The sequence below is a fragment of the Clostridium sp. 1001271st1 H5 genome (genome assembly GCF_005845215.1).
GTDB lineage: Bacteria > Bacillota > Clostridia > Lachnospirales > Lachnospiraceae > Enterocloster.
The window spans coordinates 85,211-102,572 of sequence record NZ_SPHO01000017.1; the positions used below are offsets into that span (position 1 = coordinate 85,211).

Here is a 17,362-nt window from a genome sequence, read left to right on the forward strand (position 1 = left end):
TTCTATAAAATGTGTCCGTCAGGCAGACATCTGTCAGCCACCGGTCAACATTTTTGTACATTGTACTAAAGCATACACCAATTGAAGCATTCCGTCAATACAAAATTTTCTTATATTGTCAAAAGATATGCTTATGTCTTTTTCCTTCTGCCTCTATCCCTGCTTATACGTCTCTGCTTGTTCATCCCTGCCTAAACATCCCTGCCTAAACGTCCTTACCGGCAAGCAGCTCCTTCACAAGCTTATTTACCATGGCCGGGTCCGCCTTTCCCTTCATGGCCTTCATAGTCCGGCCCACCAGAAATCCCATGGCCTTTTCCTTGCCGTTCCTGTAATCCTCCACGGACTGCGGATTCGCTGCCATTACCGCCTCCGCGGTGCTGCGCAGGGTTCCTTCGTCCGTTACCACCTTAAGGCCCTTTTCCTCCACATACTTCCCAGGGTCAATATCGTGCCTGAATATCTCCTCAAACACAGTCCTGGCAACTGTTCTGTTAATGGTGTTTTTCTCCACCATACCGATAAGGGCAGCCAGATGGGCGGGCGAAAATCTCATGTCCTCCGGGTCCATTTCCTGCTCCTTCATCAGACGCATGGCCTCCACCATAAGCCAGTTGGATACCTCCTTGGGCTGTCCGCTCAGCCGCGTGGTCTCCTCAAAGATATCCGCCATGTGCTTAGAGCTGGTGAGCAGCCTGGCGTCATATTCAGGAAGTCCGTATTCCTCTCTGTAGCGGATGATTTTCTCTGTGCGCAGCTCCGGCTGGCGGGCCTTTACCCGGGCAATCCATTCATCGCTTATGACCACCGGCGCCAGGTCTGGGTCAGGAAAATACCTGTAATCCTGGGCATCCTCCTTGGAGCGCATGGCCTTGGAACTTTCCTTGTTGTCATCCCAGCGCCGCGTCTCCTGGATTACCTTCTTTCCCTCTTCCAGCAGCTCAATCTGGCGCCTGCGCTCCCCCTCGATGGCCCTGGCGATGGCCTTAAAGGAGTTCAGGTTTTTCATCTCTGTCCTGGTGCCAAACGAAGGCGCACCTGCCTCCCTTACGGACAGGTTCACATCCACCCTCATGGAGCCTTCCTGGAGCTTGCAGTCAGAGGCCCCCAGGTACTGGATAATCAGCCTCAGCTTCTCCAGATACGCTATGACTTCCTCGGCGCTGCGCATATCCGGCTCCGATACAATCTCAATCAGAGGAACACCGCTGCGGTTGTAATCCACCAGGGAACAGTCCTCCCACTCATCGTGAATCAGCTTGCCTGCATCCTCCTCCATATGGATTTCGTGGATTCCCACACGTTTCCTGCTGCCGGATTCTGTCTCTATGTCCACCCAGCCGTCATGGCAGATAGGCAGGTAGAGCTGGGATATCTGGTAGTTCTGCGGGTTGTCCGGATAAAAATAATTCTTCCGGTCAAATTTACAGTACTGGTTAATCCGGCAGTTGACAGCCAGCCCCACTGCCAGCGCATACTCCACCACCTGCTTATTCAGCACGGGCAGGGAACCGGGCATACCGGTGCACACAGGACAGGTATGGGTGTTGGGCTCTCCCCCGAAACGGGTGGAACAGCCGCAGAAAATCTTGGTTTTGGTGGCCAGCTCCACATGGACTTCCAGACCTATGACAGTCTCGTACTGTTTACTCATGGCTCATCCTCCTCTCTGCTGTCCCGGTCATGGCGCCGGACAGTACCTCTGCTGTCCCGGCCGTCACAGAAGGCAGCTTCCACTTCCGGGACTGCTCGTAAGCATAGGCGGCCCGTATGATGTTCTTTTCCTTAAAACAGTCCCCTATGAGCTGCAGGCCAATGGGAAGCCCTTTTGAATCCAGGCCGCAGGGAAGGCTGATTCCCGGAAGGCCGGCCAGGTTCACGGAAATGGTATAGATATCCCCCAGATACATCTTCAGCGGGTCCCCCAGGGACTGGCCCAGCCGCGGAGCAGTCCCTGGCGCTGCAGGCGCCAGTATTACGTCGTACGATGCAAAGGCCCGGTCAAATTCCTTCTTAATCAGCGCCTTGGTGCGGAGGGCCTTCAGATAATATGCGTCATAGTAGCCGGAACTCAGCACAAAGGAGCCCAACATGATGCGGCGCTTCACCTCCGGGCCAAATCCCTGGGAACGGCTTTTCTTGTACATGCTGTGAAGGTCCTCGTACTCCGGCGCACGGTACCCGTACTTTACCCCGTCAAACCGCGACAGGTTGGAACTGGCTTCTGCGGAGGCAATGACATAGTAAGCAGGTATGGCATATTCCACCAGCTTAAGGTCAAAGGTTTCCACCACAGCCCCCATTTCCCCCAGTACCCCGGCTGCTTCCAGCACAGCGTCCCTTACCTCCTGGTCCAGACCCTGGCCAAAGTAGGATTCCGGTATGCCGATGCGCATTCCCTTTACATCCGATGACAGGGCCGAAGTAAAACCGCAGTCCCCGCGCTCCATGGACGTGCTGTCCTTTGGGTCGTGGGAGGCCAGGACCTCCAGAATTGCAGCGCAGTCCGACACGTCCTTTGCCACAGGCCCAATCTGGTCCAGAGAAGAACCATAGGCAATGAGCCCATACCTGGACACGGTACCGTAGGTGGGCTTGATTCCCGTGACACCGCAGAAGGCGCTGGGCTGGCGTATGGAACCGCCTGTATCGGACCCCAGGGCATAAAAGCATTCCCCGGCAGCCACCGCTGCACAGGAACCGCCGGAGGAGCCCCCCGGCACATGCTCCGTGTTCCAGGGATTCCTGGTAACCCCGAAGGCAGATGTCTCCGTGGTGCTTCCCATGGCAAATTCATCCATGTTGGTCTTTCCCAGGATGACGGCTCCTGCCTGTTCCAGATTGGCCACGGCCTGGGCCGTATAGGTTGGAACAAAATGTTCCAGTATCCTGGAGCTGCAGGTGGTGCGCATTCCTTCCGTGCACATGTTATCCTTGATGGCCACAGGCACACCCGCCAGGGGGCCGGTCAGCCTTCCTGCCTCAATTTCCGCCTGGACCTTTCCGGCCCGTTCCATGGTCCTCTCTTCGTCCACAGTCACGTAGGCGTGAATGGATGGCTCCACGGCTTTCATCCGTGCCAGGGATGCTTCTGCGGCCTGAACCGCGGTGATTTCCCCTGACTGAATCCTTCTTCCCAGCTCCAGGGCTGTCATATCCAATATGCTCATGCTCCCATTCCTCCTACTCTACGGTCTTGGGCACTTTAAATGCTCCGTCCTTGTGCCGGGGTGCGTTGGACAGGATGCGCTCCCTCTCATCCCCATTTGTTACTATATCCTCACGGAACACGTTATTTAACGGAAATACGTGGGACATGGGCTCCACTCCCTGTGTGTCCAGTTCATTGAGCTTATCTATATAATCCAGCATCCTTCCCATATCCTTCTTTGCTTCCTCCTTTTCCTCCGGAGAAAGTTCCAGCTTAGCCAGGATGCCCGCGTATTCTATTGTCTGGTCGCTTATTTTGTTTGCCATGATTTTCTGCTCCTCTCAGTCATATTCCTGTTCCTATGGCTCCAGCCTGTTCACATCCCTTGGGAACAATGCGGCTTCCCTGACATTCTGCTCATCCAGAAGCCTCATGGTAAGGCGTTCCAGGCCAATGCCCAGTCCGCCGTGGGGCGGCATACCGTATTTGAAAATCATCAGATAGGAAGCAATATCCTCTGGATTCATGCCCCGCTTCTCCATCTTGGCTGTTATTTCCTTGTAATCGTGAATCCTCTGTCCGCCCGTGGTCACCTCCAGTCCGCGGAACAAAAGGTCAAAACTCAGTGTGAATTTGGGGTCTGCCGGGTCATCCATTGCGTAGAACGGCCGCTTTTTAGACGGATAATGGGTAACAAACACAAAATCGCTGCCGTACTCTTCCCGGAAATACCGCCCTATGAGCAGTTCCTCCTCCGGCTCCAAATCATAGGGATTGCGTATCCTCCTGTCATACCTGCGGGACACAAGCTCCTTGGCCTGGTCAAAGCGGACAGCGGGAATCCGTCCCACCTCCGGCAGGGTCACTCCCAGCATATCCAGCTCCTGTTTATACTCCTGCTCCAGCAGCCTCATAACATGCTGGAGCATTCCTGTCTCCATATCCATCACATCCCGGAAACTGTCAATATATCCCATCTCAAAATCCAGGCTTGTATATTCGTTGAGATGGCGGGTGGTATTATGCTTTTCAGCGCGGAACACCGGGGCTGCCTCAAATACCCTGTCGTACACTCCCACCATGGTCTGCTTATAGAACTGGGGACTCTGTCCCAGCTCCGCCTTCTTATTAAAATACTCCAGCTTAAAAACATTGGAGCCGCCCTCTGCCCCTCTTGCCACGATTTTGGGGGTACGTATCTCCGTAAAGCCCTGTCCGGCAAGATAATCCCTGAATCCTCTTACAATACCCTCCTGAATCTTGAATTTGGCCCGTTCCCGCACATTGCGCAGGGAAATGGGACGCAGGGAGAGCTTTGTCTCCAGGGACGTGTTTAACTTCCATTTGCTGACAGCCAGGGGAAGGGGCTCTGCCGGCTGGGACAGCACCTGTATTTCCTTCAGCCGTATCTCAAATCCATGGGGTGCCCGTTCCTCGGCCCTTAGAGTCCCCCTCACCTCCACGGCGCTCTCTTCCTTCAATTCCCTGATATCAAAATCCGTAACCCCTGCCTCGTACACGCACTGCACCAGTCCCTGGGACTTGCGCAGAATGACGAAAGCCACCTCCCCCATATGGCGTATGGTGTGAACCGCTCCGTTCATCCGTATATCCCTGCCCTCATAATCCCCTGCAAGCACTTCCCTGATATCCAGGACCTTCTTCTCCTTAACTCCGCTGATAAATTCCATGGCACTCTCTCCTCGCTATGAGCACTTGACATCTGTGTTTTAAGATGTCTAGTGCGATGCATATCACTGGCACTTGGCAGGCGTATTTTGACTGCCTAGTGCAGTGATTCGCTATGAGCACTTGACATCTGTGTTTCGGTTCCGGTTCATTCTCTTCTCCATGGACACAAGCCGGCTGTCTGGCCCACAAACAAAAAAACGCCCCGGAACACAGTAACTGCATTCCGGGACGGGATTTACTTCAGACATTTCCCGCGGTACCACCCGCATTGAGACCTGGTCCCGTATCACACTGCCATACGTTTCCAGCTCTCCTCTCTATGTACGTAACGTGTACAACGGATATACCTACTATCAGCCGCGTCCTGCCCGGCAGCCTCCGGTTCAGTCCCTGACCGCTTCGATATACCAGCTCCAGAGTGTTCCCTTAGCCCAGTCCTGCCTGGCGGCGCTCTCAGTCGGTGACGCCCCCTTCCTGTCACATTTCTCAGGCCAGAGTCTCTTTCATTGCTGTTGATTATTTATTTACTAAAATAGTACATCGCGGATTCAAAGTCAAGGGCAAATATTTCTCCGGGAAGAATTTTAGATAATTTAACCATAAATTCATACATGTCTGAATATTTATTGTAACAATTGAAAGTGTCAGCCGCCGTCCTATGGCAGGGCCGGAAAACAGGACATGATAGGTCAATGGGTGTCATAGTTTTGCTCTCTCCCTCATAAAATGCTATATGGAAATTACTATACACATAAAGGAGCTCATGATGTTATCCATCCATGATTTTCATTATTCCTCCGATGTACCCTATCCGCCCATCAAGGCTGAATCCGGAAATCCGGCCTATGCAAGGGTGATGTTGGACAACATAGGCGGAAGCAATTCAGAGATGTCCGCCATATCTCTCTATATCTTCAACCAGCTGATTACCGGGTACAATCCCGATATCAGCGCCGTATTTCACAAGGTCAGTATTGTGGAAATGCATCACCTGGAAATATTCGGAACATTGGCGCAGCAGCTGGGGGAGGAACCGCGGCTGTGGACACAGCACGGATGCAAGAAGATATACTGGTCCCCCAGCTACAACCAGTATCCCGAAGACCTGGGGGCACTGATGCGCAATGTCATTGACGGTGAAAAGGCAGCCATCAGCAAATATCAGCACCAGATTTCCTACATACGGGATGAAAATATCACAGAGAATTTACGGCGCATTATTTTGGATGAACGGCTGCACGTGGAGATTTTTGAAAAGGTCTACGGAGCGTATTGTTCCTGAACAGCCTTACGCATGGCGTATATTCGTATACTCCGATATCTCCCTGCTGATGGTGCACAAATCGTCCACATCCATGTGGTGAATGTCGTCATGCCCTGTAATCCTGGCAAATGTCTTAATCTCTTCCAGGGATACCCTGAGGAAATTAGCCACTCTCTGCGCAGCTGCGTCCTCCCTTAAGCGGCTGCGCAGCTTTGCGTCCTGGGTTGCCACTCCTACGGGGCACATACCTGTGCCGCATATGCGGTACTGCTGGCAGGCTGCTGCCATCAATGCAGCGGATGCAACCGCAACCGCGTCCGCTCCCATGGCCAGCGCCTTTGCAAAATCAGAGGATACCCGCAGACCGCCTGTTACCACCAGCTGGGCGTCGCACCCCGCCTGGTCCAGATATTTCCTGGCCCTGTAAAGGGCATAAACCGTGGGCACGCTGGTGGAGTCCCTGATAATCCTGGGACTGGCACCGGTTGCGCCTCCCCTTCCGTCTATGGTAATGAAATCCGGTCCCCCATAGACGCAGAATTCCAAATCCTTCTCAATCCTTCCCGCTGCTATCTTAATGCCAATGGGCCGTCCCCCGGACACAAAACGCAGTCTGTCCACCAGGGCTTTCAAATCCTCTTTGGTATCAATGCCTGGAAAACGCGACGGGCTGATAACATCCTGGCCCAGAGGTTTATTCCTTATGGCGGCAATCTCCGGCGTCACCTTGCCTCCCGGAAGATGGCCGCCCATACCGGGCTTTGTGCCCTGTCCGATTTTTATCTCTATGGCGTCCGCATCCCTCAGGTTCTGGTCAGTGACACTATACTGGTTGGGCACGTATTCAAATATATACTTATAGGCTGCTGCTTTTTCCTCCGGCAGTATGCCTCCCTCGCCGGAGCACATGGCGGTGCGGACCATGGCGCTTCCCCTGGACAGCGCTGTCTTTGCCTCCCTGGAAAGAGCTCCAAAGGACATGTGGGAAATATAAACAGGATGGTCCAGGACCATGGGCTTGGCCGCATGTTTTCCTATAATGGTTTCGGTCTTTACCGGGGCATGTTCATCCAATGGCATGGGATTCAGCTGGGCGCCCAGAAACAGGATATCGTCCCAGCCCGGCATGGGCATCTGTGTTCCCATGGCAGCAATGATGGACTGTCCCTTCACCGCCATCTCGTGAATCTCGTCCATATAGCGGGCATCGGTCTGGGTCCTGGCATACTCCGGGTCATAGGCCTCTGCCTCGCCCGTACCGGCGCCGCAGCCTTCACATTTTTCCTGAGCCTCTTCCTTTTTGGCCGGCGCCTCCATCCCCTTCCCATTCTCCGGGTTCCTGTCTCCGTCCTCAGTCTTCACCAGCTTGTCAGCCGTGACCATGCACACGGGACAGACCTTTAAATCAGATACCGGCACCCCCTCCTTTTCCTCGTCATAAATAGAACCACAAAATCTGCAACGGTATACTGCCATTCTGTTTCCCCCTTCTCTTGGTTTACCTTTAATAATAGTAATTATTACTATTTTAAATATAGCACAAACACACTGCAATGTCCAGTGTTTTATACCTTCATATATCATTGACTTACCTGTATAAATAATGTTACAATATCTTTCATGCACAAACGAGAAAGGAAGTCGCTATACAATGTCCCAAGAAAACAAGATGGGTGTCATGCCCATTAATAAACTGCTGATATCCATGTCCCTGCCCATGATTATCTCTATGCTGGTACAGGCCCTGTACAATATCGTGGACAGCGTGTTTGTATCCATGATTAACCAGGCTGCCCTGACCGCAGTATCCATGGCATTTCCCATCCAGAACCTGCTGATTGCGGTGTCTGCCGGTACCTGTGTGGGTGTCAACGCCCTGCTGTCCCGTTCCCTGGGGGAGAAAAATCCCAAGGCTGCCAACCTGGCTGCTGTCAACGGGCTGTTCCTGGCCTTCTTAAGCTTCCTGGCCTTTGCAGTCTTCGGCCTGTTCGGCGCCAGGCTGTTCTTTGAAAGCCAGACAACCAATCCGGTCATCATTGAATACGGCGTACAGTATCTTCAGATTGTCTGCCTCTTCAGTTTCGGGCTCTTTGGGGAAATGATGTTTGAAAGGATTCTCCAGTCCACAGGCCAGACCTTTTACTGTATGATTACACAGGGCACCGGCGCCATCATCAATATCATACTGGACCCCATTCTTATCTTCGGCCTGTTCGGAGTGCCTGCGATGGGAATTCAGGGTGCTGCAGCAGCCACTGTATTCGGCCAGATTGTGGCCATGTTCCTGGCCCTTGCACTGAACCATACCAAAAACAAGGATGTGCGCATCAGTTTCAGGGGATTTACCCCTAACCGGAAGACTATTTCTGTTATCTACCAGGTGGGCGTGCCCTCCATCATCATGCAGTCCATCAGCTCTGTCATGACCTTTGGAATGAACAAGATTCTGATTGGATTTTCTGAGACAGCCGTCGCTGTATTCGGAGTGTATTTCAAGCTTCAGAGCTTTATCTTCATGCCGATATTCGGACTGAACAACGGTATGATACCCATTGTAGCCTATAACTACGGGGCGCGCAGCAAAAAGCGCATCATGGAGACGGTCCGCCTGAGCATCGGCATTGCAGTCGGCATCATGCTCGCCGGACTGTTGGTGTTCCATCTCATGACGCCCCAGCTGCTGCTGCTCTTCCAGGCAGACGAGGAAATGCTGTCCATCGGCGTCCCCGCACTCCGCATCATCAGCCTCAGCTTCCTGTTTGCAGGTTACTGCATCATCGTAGGCTCTGTATTCCAGGCCCTGGGCAACGGCGTATACAGCCTGATTATATCCGTGGCCAGACAGCTGGTATGTATCCTCCCCCTGGCCTGGTTCTTTGCCCAATCCTTTGGGCTGCACGCAGTGTGGTTCTCCCTGCCTCTGGCTGAAATCACCTCCGTGGTGCTCAGTTCCGTCCTGTTCCGCAAGATTTATCTGGATAAGATAAAGCCCCTGGGACAGCCTGCCGCCTGACGGCGGCCGGATGAGCCATATGATTGCGGATGCTGATTTAAGTCCGCATGCTGATTTAAATCCATATAACTCACAGACAAAAAGCGGGCTGTCCGGGAATGTAAACTGTTCCCGGACGGCCCGTCTCTCTGCTGTGCTGCTGTGTTTCTTAATCTTGTACTTCCATTTTATTCCCTACTCTGCCGCATAATTCAGTCTTACCGTAATATTGGCAGTCTTGTACCTGGAGCTGGTATCCAGGTACCCGTCGTAGCTGTAGGATTCCGACCCGGAATTCTTGGCCGTAATCTGGAACACGCCCAAGGTGGCGCTTAACAGCTTGCCTGCCTTTGCTCCTGAGCCGGCGGACATGATGTCGATGCGCTCCTTTGCATTAGCAGTGGCCTTTTCAATCAGGTCCAGCTTTACCTCATCCAGCTTGGTGTAATAATATTCCGGCAGATTGGACTCAAACTCCACTCCTGATTCAATCAGCTTGGTGATGTCCCTGGAGATATTCTCCACCTTGTCAATATCGTAGGATGATACCGTCAGGCTCTGAGTCAGGTCATATCCCTCCGGCTCATCTCCCAGGTACCTGCCCTCATCGTCGTATCGGGACGTATAGGTCTGGGAAATATTCACGGAGCTGAATATCATCTCATCCTCCGCCACCTGGTTTTCCTCCAGATACCGCCTTACCAGTTCCGCATCCTTTTTGATAATGGCATAGGCATCCTTTGGCGTGTTCCCATGAACCGAAAAGCTGCCTCTCCACACTATCAGGTCCGATTCAAAATCACAGCTGGCTGAACCGGTTGCAGTGATTCCGCTTCCTCCGCCGCTCTTCTTATAATTCACCAGTCCGCCGGTAAAGATGCTGACGCAGATAATGGCTCCAATTGTGGCAATAAGCGCGATAAGCACGGACCTGCCCTGGGCCGGGAAACCTGCCCTTTCCTTTTTCTCCTTGTTCTCTTCCAATCCCTCACAAACCTCCTTTGACATGTTCTTACAAACCTGCGCGCCCTGCGCAGGATGTGATGGTCTTAGTATAGCACGTAAGAGTTGAAAGAGACCTAACGGCTTTCTTAATATTTACGGTCAAAATAGGGGCTTCATCATACCTATATCAAGGCATCCAGCCGTTTAAGGGCTTCAATGTATATCACCATGGCATTGGTAAGGTTCTCAATCCTCACACACTCATCGGGCTGGTGGCCTCCGCCGTGTCCGGGAGGGCAGGGCTTTTTCTGTCCCCTGATACCCGGTCCAAAGGCAACTGCATTAGGCAGCTTCCTGGCATAGGTGCCTCCGCCCATGGAGTAGGCTTTGTCCTCTGTCCCCAGCACCTGGCTGCACAGGGCGGTCAGCTCCTTTACCACCGGGCTTTCCGGGTCAATGACACAGGGCGGGTTATCCCGGCTCCAGTCCAGTATCCAGCCGTATTGCCTGGCTGCTGCGCTCATCTGCTCCACCAGGGATGCCGCATCCGCTGTTACCGGATAGCGGATATTGAAATTCTGGATGAACCTTCCCCTTTCTGTCCGGGCCATGCCTCCCACCAGGGTAAGCCTGCCGGACAGGGAATCCTCAAACCGGAGGTTCATTCCTTCCCCATAATAATCCGCAAATCCCTGGTCCAGAAACCGGAAGCAGGTCCTTTCCTCTTCTGTCAGAAAGGGAGCTCCTGCCAGCATATGGGCCAGCTTCACGGCCGCACTGTCAGACCCCTCAGGAAAGGCAGCGTGGGCAGTCTTTCCTGAGGCCTTTACCAGGATGCCGCCATTGTCCGACACTGTAAAATCCTGCCGGTTCTCCAGGCTGTCCACATAGGCCCTGACCGTCTCACAGGCAACCTGGTCCAGGTATACCCGGGCCTCTGCCGGAACTGCATTGGATGCCACCCCGGCGGAAAACATGGCCCCATGGCCCTCCGGAATCCCGCATGAAAATTCCCCTTCCAGAATTCCCTTTTCCCCGTAGCAGACAGGAAAGGAAGCGTCCGGCGTAAAAGAGAACTCCGGAGTAGGATAATGGGAGGTGTAGTACTCAATATCCTCCATCCCCCGTTCCTCACTGCATCCCAGATACAGCCGTATGGTGTGCTCCAGCCGTATTCCCTGCTCCTTCAGATATTTCATGCTGTAGAGCGCGGCAGCGGCAGGCCCCTTGTTGTCCGCACTTCCCCGGCCGTACAGCCACCCGTCCTTCACCACGGGTACGTAGGGGTCTGTACTCCATCCGTTTCCCTCATGCACCACATCCAGATGGACGAACATGCCGATTTCCTTCCCCGTCCTGCCCGGCATAAGGATGCTTCCGCAGTGGTAGCCATGGTTTTCCGTCTCAAATCCCATGCTCCGTCCAATCTCCAGGGCCCTGTCCAATACCAAGGCGCAGCCCTCCCCGTAGGGATGTTCCCCTGTTCCCGGTTCGCTGACACTGCGGATTTTCATTAGCTCCATGGCAGTATCCAGCATATTGTCTCTCTGGTCCAATACCCATTCTTTTACATCCATATTCTTACTTCCCTCTATTTGTGGCCGTTCGGACGGCGCGTTTATTCGTCATACAGATGACAGGCCACAAAATGCCTGTCCCCCACATCCTTTAATTCCGGCACCTGGGTGCGGCATTTTTCCGTGGCATAACGGCATCTGGTGTGGAACCGGCATCCCTGGGGCGGATTAAAGGGGCTGGGTACATCCCCCTCCAGGTGGATTTTATTGTACTGGATATCCATATCAGGAATGGGGATGGCTGAAAGAAGGGCCTGGGTGTAGGGATGCCTTGCATCCTCATACAGCGCCTTCTTGTCCGCAATTTCCATTACATTTCCCAGATACATGACCATGATGCGGTCACAGATATACCGCACCACGCTCAGGTCATGGGAAATGAACAGATAGGTCAAATCCAGCTCCTTCTGAAGGTCCATCATCAGGTTCAGCACCTGGGCCCGGACCGACACATCCAGGGCCGATACCGGCTCGTCGCACACCACAAATCTGGGATTCAGCACCAACGCCCTGGCAATGACGATTCTCTGGCGCTGTCCGCCTGAAAACTCATGGGGATAGCGGTTCATGAATTCCAGCGGAAGTCCCACCTTATCCATGATTTGGATTACCCTGGCCTCCTTTTCCTCCTTTGTTCCCATGGCAAATACATCCAATGGGGCACAAATCAGTTCCCTGACCGTCATACGCGGATTCAGGGAGGAATAGGGGTCCTGGAAAATGATTTGGAGTTCCCTGCGCATCTGGCGCATCTCTTCCTTGCCGTATCCTGCCAGATTGTTTCCCCGGTAAACCACCTGCCCCTCCGTTGGTTCGTGAAGACGCAGAATGGTCCTGCCCAGGGTGGACTTGCCGCAGCCCGACTCTCCCACCACTCCCAGTGTCTCCCCGTACTCCATGGAAAAGCTGACGCCGTCCAGGGCCTTTACCGCCCTTGGCTCCTTTCCCCTTCGTCTCTTGCCGGAGAAAAAGTATTTCTTTAAATCTTTGACTTCCAGGATTGTCTCATTGCTGCTCATGCCTTTTCCTCCTTAAGATTCTCATACTTCCAGCAGCTCACCTTGTGTCCGTCATCCGTGATATACACCGGCGGCTGGTGCTCCCTGCATTTGTCCATGGAATAGAGACAGCGGGCGCAGAACCTGCACCCCTTTGGCATCCTGTCCAGGGACGGCACCGTACCGTCAATGGAGAACAGGCGGTCCGAATCCTTGTCAAGGCGGGGTATGGAAGCTAAAAGGCCCTGTGTATAAGGATGCATGGCCTCCTTGAATATCTGTCTGGCACTGCCGTACTCCATAACCTTGCCGGCGTACATGACCATGATGTAGTCGGCCATCTCAGCCACCACGCCCATGTCATGGGTGATAAGAATGATGGAAGCATTGATTTTCTTCTTAAGCTCCACCATCAGGTCGATAATCTGGGCCTGGATGGTAACGTCCAGCGCAGTGGTGGGCTCGTCTGCAATCAGAAGGGAGGGATTGCATGACAGCGCCATGGCAATCATGACCCTCTGCCTCATTCCCCCTGACAGCTGATGGGGGAATTCCTTCAGCCTCTGCTCCGGAGAAGAGACACCAACCTTTGTAAGGATATCCAGGGCCTGCCTTTTAATCTCATCCTTAGAAAGGCTGCTGTGTACGGAGATGGTTTCCTCCAGCTGTCTTCCAATGGTGAGCACAGGATTCAGGGATGTCATGGAGTCCTGGAATATCATGGATATCTCCCTGCCTCTTATCCGGCACATCTCCTTATTCCCTTTTTTGGCAATATCCTCGCCCTTATAAAGGATTTCACCGCCTGCCACAGAACCCACTGCATGGGGCAGCAGCTGCAGGATGGACAGGGAAGTGACGCTCTTGCCGCAGCCGGATTCCCCGACAATGCCCAGGGTGTCTCCCTCGTTTACGGAAAAGCTCACATCGTCCACGGCAGTCACAGTCCCCCTTTTGGTCCTGAACTGTGTCTTTAAATGTTTAACCTCTAATAATGGCTGTGCCATATTCTACCTCCTTTGCAGGGCCGGCACCGGGAATATCCCGGTGCCTGTGCTGCGTAATGACTATTCTACATGCCATTCCCAGACGGAACGGTTCAAAAGGCTGTAATCCTCAAAGCATACATTGGAGATTTTCTTGTTGTAGGCAACCAGGTCTTTCTGGAAATAAAGCCATACAAAGGGGCACTGCTCCCTGAGCATCATCTGGTATTCATCGTAGAATGGCTTTCTCTCCTCAAAGCTGAACTGGTTCAGGCCCTTTCTTCCCACCTCGCCCAGGGACGGGTCCTCATTCTGGGAAAAGTTGTTCAGATGGCCAGGTGTCACGTTCATCACGCTCTCGCCCGGGTCCGGTGAACCGCCGGAGCCAATCAGCGCAAAGTCATACTCGCCTTTCCTTGCTGTGGACAGCAGGGTTGGGTGGTCTGTGGTGATGATTTCCACGTTAATGCCAATCTTGGCAAGGTCCTGCTGAATCATGGGAGCTGATTTTTCACGCACCTCGTTGCCCTTTGACACGTTGAGACGGTAGGTCTTGCTGGTATCAAATCCGGCGTCCTCCACCATCTGTTTTGCCTTGTCCACGTCATAAGGGATGGGAAGAAGCGCTTCATTGAAATATCTGTGGCTTGGAGCCAGGGGACCGGGAGCCGGTACGCCTTCGCCCTTCATCAGGTTATTGACCAGGGCGTCGCGGTTAATGGCCATGTTCACTGCCTGGCGTACTTCCTGGGGAATATTCTTGGTGTTGCAGGAAAGATACTGGTAACCCAGGGATTCCACTGCCTCTGTGGTCAGGTTCTCCTGCTGCTGCGCCATATCCCAGTCATTCAGCGGAATATTTCCGATACCAGCGCCTGCCACAATATCAATCTCCCCGTTCATCAGGCCGGACAGCAGATTGGATGCAGGTACAATTTTAACCACAAAACGGTCAAATTCAGGGGCATTTATGTAGTAATCCTTATTGGCTGTGAATTCCACGCGCTCGCCGGATATCTCGGACTCATAGATACATGGGCCGGAACCAATGGGAGCCTTCCAGAAATCAGCTGCCAGCATGTCCCCTGCAGGAATATCCTCCAGGCAGTGCTTCGGCAGGATGTAAAAATCGCGGAACATAATGTCCAGCATATAATCCAGGTTGGTGGGGTCCTTAAGCGTAAATTCCACGGTGTTGGCGTCAATGGCCTTCACGCCGAACTCCTCTCCCTCCACGCGGATTCCGTCCTCTGTACCTGCAAAGGGAGCTACCTTGGAACGGCGGGCCACGCTGATGTCAGGGTCGGACATGAGCATTGCTGTGTATACCACATCGTCTGCTGTCACAGGCTGGCCGTCATGCCACTTGGCGTTCTTGTTCAGGTTAAATGTAATCTTGGTATGAGTCTCATCATCCATGGACCAGGAGTCCGCCAGACGCGGCTTAAAAGAGCCGTCTGCCTTTACCACTATCAGCTTGTCAAAAATCAGTTCCAGCACAGCGTCCGTGTTGGCGTTGGTGGTATTAAAGGGAATCAGGGTATCCCATGGCGCCGTCATGGCCATGGTCACAATTTTCTGCTCCTGGCCGGCCGTATTCTCCTGGGCATTTCCCTCTGCCTTTGCATCCCCGCCCTCTGCGGCTGTTCCTGCTGCGGTTGCTGCAGGCGCCTTGGTATCGCTGGGCGCTGAAGGTGCTGAACAGCCGGACAGCGCCATCATAAGGCACAGGGCAAGAGCTGTCATTTTTGTTGAACGTTTTCTCATTACTATATCCTCCTTTTTAATTCAAGCCTTTGCGGCGTTGATTTTCAACTTATTACTCCAAATTTATTTGATGACCATCTTGGTATCCAGGGCATCCCTGGCCCCGTCTCCCAGGAAATTGATGCAGAGCACGGTAATCAGCAGGGCCAGGCCAGGCGGAAACCAGAGCCACGGTCTCTGGGAAAGCACGCTGATGGACTGGGCATCATAGAGGATGTTTCCCCAGGATGCCTGCGGCGCCTGGACTCCCATTCCCAGAAAGCTCAGGGCTGATTCCGTAATAATGGCCTGGGCTGCACGGAATGTAAAGGAAATAAGCACCGGTGCAAATGTATTGGGCAGTATGTATTTTGTCAGAATGGTGCCGTCCTTTGTGCCGATGGCCCTGGCCGCCTCCACATAATCCTGTTCCCTGGCCGAAAGCACATTTCCGTAAATAAGCCTTGCAAACTTGGGCCAGCCCAGGACGCCGATAACTATGGTAACCGTTGCCACAGAGGGCCCCAGCACGGATACCAGCACCAGAATCAGCACCATGGCCGGAAATGACATGAACACATCCGCGCAGCGCATAATCAGCGTCTCGGCAATTCCCCTGTAATAACCTGCCAAAAGTCCCAGAGGCACGCCCACCGCCATGCTGATAACCGCGGATATGATACCCACGCTCAGGGATACCCGTCCTCCGTAAATAAACCTGGCAAAGATGTCCCTGCCGATGTCGTCTGTCCCCAGCAGATGCAGGGCGCTGGGCGCAGAGCCAAACATCACCTCGTAATCCGATGTATAGGGGTCCAGATGAAGTATGTAGGGCAGGGCAATAACCAGTATGATTTCCAAAGTCAGTACAAAGGCGCTTATCATGGCCGGTTTATGGGCGCAAAATCTCTGAAGTACGTCATGAAAATAAGAATTTGCCGGAATATCCTTTAATCTTTCATCCTGTTTCATGTTCTCACCTTCCTTCTTCTTAGTCATAACGTATCCTGGGATCCAGCAGTCCGTACACCAGGTCCACCAGCAGGTTGCCCAAAAGTACCACAATGGCAATCACCACCGTGATGCCCATAATAACAGGATAGTCCCTGGCATTGATGGACTGGACCATCAGGCTTCCCAGACCGGGCCAGCCGAATATCTGCTCTGTGACCACTGCCCCGCCTATGAGGAAGGGAATCTGCATGCCGAACCAGGATACCAGAGGAATCCATGCATTGCGCAGCGCATGGCGCACCAGCACCGACGGTTCATGAAGCCCCTTTGCCCTGGCCGTGCGCACATAATCATCCTGGAGTACTTCCAGCATGGAGCCTCTGCACTGGCGTATCAGGCTTCCAATCTGCTGGATGGCCAGAACCACGGCCGGAAGCACCAGGTGGTGGAAGAACATGGGCCAGGTCCTGACTCCGGAGGTGTCGTACATACCGGAGGTGGGAAACAGCTTCACCTTGATGCAGAAGAAGTAAATCAGCACCAGTCCCGCAAAAAAGTTGGGCATAGCGGACCCGATGAATGACAGTCCCGACGAAATATAATCCCAGCCTGAGTAGGGCTTATAAGCCGACATGATTCCCAGCGGCAGGGCAATGATGATGGTCAGGGCCATAGCGCTTCCCGTAAGAATCAGCGTGGGGCCTATCCGCTCCAGTATCATATCCAGCACCTGTCCGTTGGTCCGGATGGACATTCCCATGTTTCCCTGGAGCAGCTGCACCAGCCATCTGATATACTGGATGATGACAGGCTGGTCCAGCCCCAGTTCCCTGCTCTTCCTTGCCATCTCCTCTGCCGTGGCATAGGGGTCGTTAAACAGGATTTCCAAGGGCGAGCTGGGCGCCAGGGAAGCCACCACATACACCAGGATGGTGATGCCTAAGAAGGTAGGGATTGCTGTCAACAGCCGTTTCGCAATGTACCTGTATCGTTCCATCTGCATATCCTCCTCATTTCAAATTTTGATGCGGCAGTTCAGGCAGGCGTCCAGGAAAAT

Annotated in this window: 14 protein-coding genes; 2 read left to right on the plus strand and 12 right to left on the minus strand. The window is 53.3% G+C overall.

What is annotated here, in order from left to right; translation table 11 throughout:
* Positions 1-205: 205 nt before the first annotated feature.
* From gatB to aspS, 4 genes are read right to left on the minus strand one after another with little or no spacing between them, the layout of a single operon-like run.
* Positions 206-1,654, minus strand: coding sequence for an Asp-tRNA(Asn)/Glu-tRNA(Gln) amidotransferase subunit GatB (gene gatB, locus FGS84_RS22270; protein ID WP_138310511.1), 1,449 nt, complete (start codon positions 1,652-1,654; stop codon positions 206-208).
* Positions 1,647-3,170, minus strand: a complete 1,524-nt coding sequence (gatA, locus tag FGS84_RS22275; protein WP_138310512.1) for an Asp-tRNA(Asn)/Glu-tRNA(Gln) amidotransferase subunit GatA — start codon at positions 3,168-3,170, stop codon at positions 1,647-1,649. The genes gatB and gatA overlap by 8 nt, the downstream gene beginning before the upstream one ends.
* 13 nt (positions 3,171-3,183) lie before the next feature.
* A complete protein-coding gene (gatC, locus tag FGS84_RS22280; protein WP_138310513.1) occupies positions 3,184-3,477 on the minus strand; it encodes an Asp-tRNA(Asn)/Glu-tRNA(Gln) amidotransferase subunit GatC in 294 nt (97 codons plus the stop codon).
* Between the two features lie 33 nt (positions 3,478-3,510).
* The gene (gene aspS / locus FGS84_RS22285) at positions 3,511-4,842 is read right to left on the minus strand and encodes an aspartate--tRNA(Asn) ligase (RefSeq protein WP_138310514.1); all 1,332 of its coding nucleotides are present in this window, start codon (positions 4,840-4,842) and stop codon (positions 3,511-3,513) included.
* A gap of 734 nt (positions 4,843-5,576) precedes the next feature.
* Here aspS and FGS84_RS22295 point away from each other — a divergent pair.
* Positions 5,577-6,125: a ferritin family protein gene (locus tag FGS84_RS22295; RefSeq protein WP_347563869.1), complete on the plus strand. Its 549-nt coding sequence runs from the start codon at positions 5,577-5,579 to the stop codon at positions 6,123-6,125.
* A 6-nt stretch (positions 6,126-6,131) separates the two neighbouring features.
* Here FGS84_RS22295 and FGS84_RS22300 read toward each other — a convergent pair whose 3' ends face one another.
* The gene (locus tag FGS84_RS22300) at positions 6,132-7,583 is read right to left on the minus strand and encodes a glutamate synthase-related protein (protein ID WP_138310516.1); all 1,452 of its coding nucleotides are present in this window, start codon (positions 7,581-7,583) and stop codon (positions 6,132-6,134) included.
* A 175-nt stretch (positions 7,584-7,758) separates the two neighbouring features.
* Here FGS84_RS22300 and FGS84_RS22305 point away from each other — a divergent pair, with 175 nt between their 5' ends.
* Positions 7,759-9,120 (plus strand): MATE family efflux transporter, encoded by a 1,362-nt coding sequence (locus tag FGS84_RS22305; RefSeq protein WP_138310517.1) that lies wholly within the window; start codon positions 7,759-7,761, stop codon positions 9,118-9,120.
* Between the two features lie 174 nt (positions 9,121-9,294).
* Here FGS84_RS22305 and FGS84_RS22310 read toward each other — a convergent pair whose 3' ends face one another.
* From FGS84_RS22310 to FGS84_RS22340, 7 genes are all read right to left on the minus strand, one after another.
* Positions 9,295-10,083, minus strand: coding sequence for an SIMPL domain-containing protein (locus FGS84_RS22310; protein WP_138310518.1), 789 nt, complete (start codon positions 10,081-10,083; stop codon positions 9,295-9,297).
* Between the two features lie 143 nt (positions 10,084-10,226).
* Complete coding sequence (locus tag FGS84_RS22315; protein WP_138310519.1) at positions 10,227-11,621, minus strand: Sapep family Mn(2+)-dependent dipeptidase; 1,395 nt, start codon at positions 11,619-11,621, stop codon at positions 10,227-10,229.
* A 41-nt stretch (positions 11,622-11,662) separates the two neighbouring features.
* Positions 11,663-12,640, minus strand: a complete 978-nt coding sequence (locus FGS84_RS22320) for a dipeptide ABC transporter ATP-binding protein (RefSeq protein ID WP_138310520.1) — start codon at positions 12,638-12,640, stop codon at positions 11,663-11,665.
* A complete protein-coding gene (locus FGS84_RS22325) occupies positions 12,637-13,626 on the minus strand; it encodes an ABC transporter ATP-binding protein (RefSeq protein WP_138310521.1) in 990 nt (329 codons plus the stop codon). The genes FGS84_RS22320 and FGS84_RS22325 overlap by 4 nt, the downstream gene beginning before the upstream one ends.
* Positions 13,627-13,686: 60 nt before the next feature.
* Positions 13,687-15,372: a peptide ABC transporter substrate-binding protein gene (locus FGS84_RS22330; protein ID WP_138310522.1), complete on the minus strand. Its 1,686-nt coding sequence runs from the start codon at positions 15,370-15,372 to the stop codon at positions 13,687-13,689.
* Between the two features lie 63 nt (positions 15,373-15,435).
* Complete coding sequence (locus FGS84_RS22335) at positions 15,436-16,350, minus strand: ABC transporter permease (RefSeq protein ID WP_138310523.1); 915 nt, start codon at positions 16,348-16,350, stop codon at positions 15,436-15,438.
* A complete protein-coding gene (locus FGS84_RS22340; RefSeq protein ID WP_138310524.1) occupies positions 16,343-17,302 on the minus strand; it encodes an ABC transporter permease in 960 nt (319 codons plus the stop codon). Before FGS84_RS22340 ends, FGS84_RS22335 begins: the two co-directional genes overlap by 8 nt.
* Between the last annotated feature and the right edge of the window lie 60 nt (positions 17,303-17,362).

Coding starts and splice junctions, on each gene's coding strand:
- FGS84_RS22325 (WP_138310521.1), bottom strand. CDS start 13,626: ATGGCACAGCCATTATTAGAGGTTAAACATTTAAAGACACAGTTCAGG.
- FGS84_RS22305 (WP_138310517.1), top strand. CDS start 7,759: ATGTCCCAAGAAAACAAGATGGGTGTCATGCCCATTAATAAACTGCTG.
- gatB (WP_138310511.1), bottom strand. CDS start 1,654: ATGAGTAAACAGTACGAGACTGTCATAGGTCTGGAAGTCCATGTGGAG.
- gatC (WP_138310513.1), bottom strand. CDS start 3,477: ATGGCAAACAAAATAAGCGACCAGACAATAGAATACGCGGGCATCCTG.
- FGS84_RS22340 (WP_138310524.1), bottom strand. CDS start 17,302: ATGGAACGATACAGGTACATTGCGAAACGGCTGTTGACAGCAATCCCT.
- FGS84_RS22320 (WP_138310520.1), bottom strand. CDS start 12,640: ATGAGCAGCAATGAGACAATCCTGGAAGTCAAAGATTTAAAGAAATAC.
- FGS84_RS22300 (WP_138310516.1), bottom strand. CDS start 7,583: ATGGCAGTATACCGTTGCAGATTTTGTGGTTCTATTTATGACGAGGAA.
- aspS (WP_138310514.1), bottom strand. CDS start 4,842: ATGGAATTTATCAGCGGAGTTAAGGAGAAGAAGGTCCTGGATATCAGG.
- gatA (WP_138310512.1), bottom strand. CDS start 3,170: ATGAGCATATTGGATATGACAGCCCTGGAGCTGGGAAGAAGGATTCAG.
- FGS84_RS22335 (WP_138310523.1), bottom strand. CDS start 16,350: ATGACTAAGAAGAAGGAAGGTGAGAACATGAAACAGGATGAAAGATTA.
- FGS84_RS22330 (WP_138310522.1), bottom strand. CDS start 15,372: ATGAGAAAACGTTCAACAAAAATGACAGCTCTTGCCCTGTGCCTTATG.
- FGS84_RS22315 (WP_138310519.1), bottom strand. CDS start 11,621: ATGGATGTAAAAGAATGGGTATTGGACCAGAGAGACAATATGCTGGAT.
- FGS84_RS22295 (WP_347563869.1), top strand. CDS start 5,577: ATGGAAATTACTATACACATAAAGGAGCTCATGATGTTATCCATCCAT.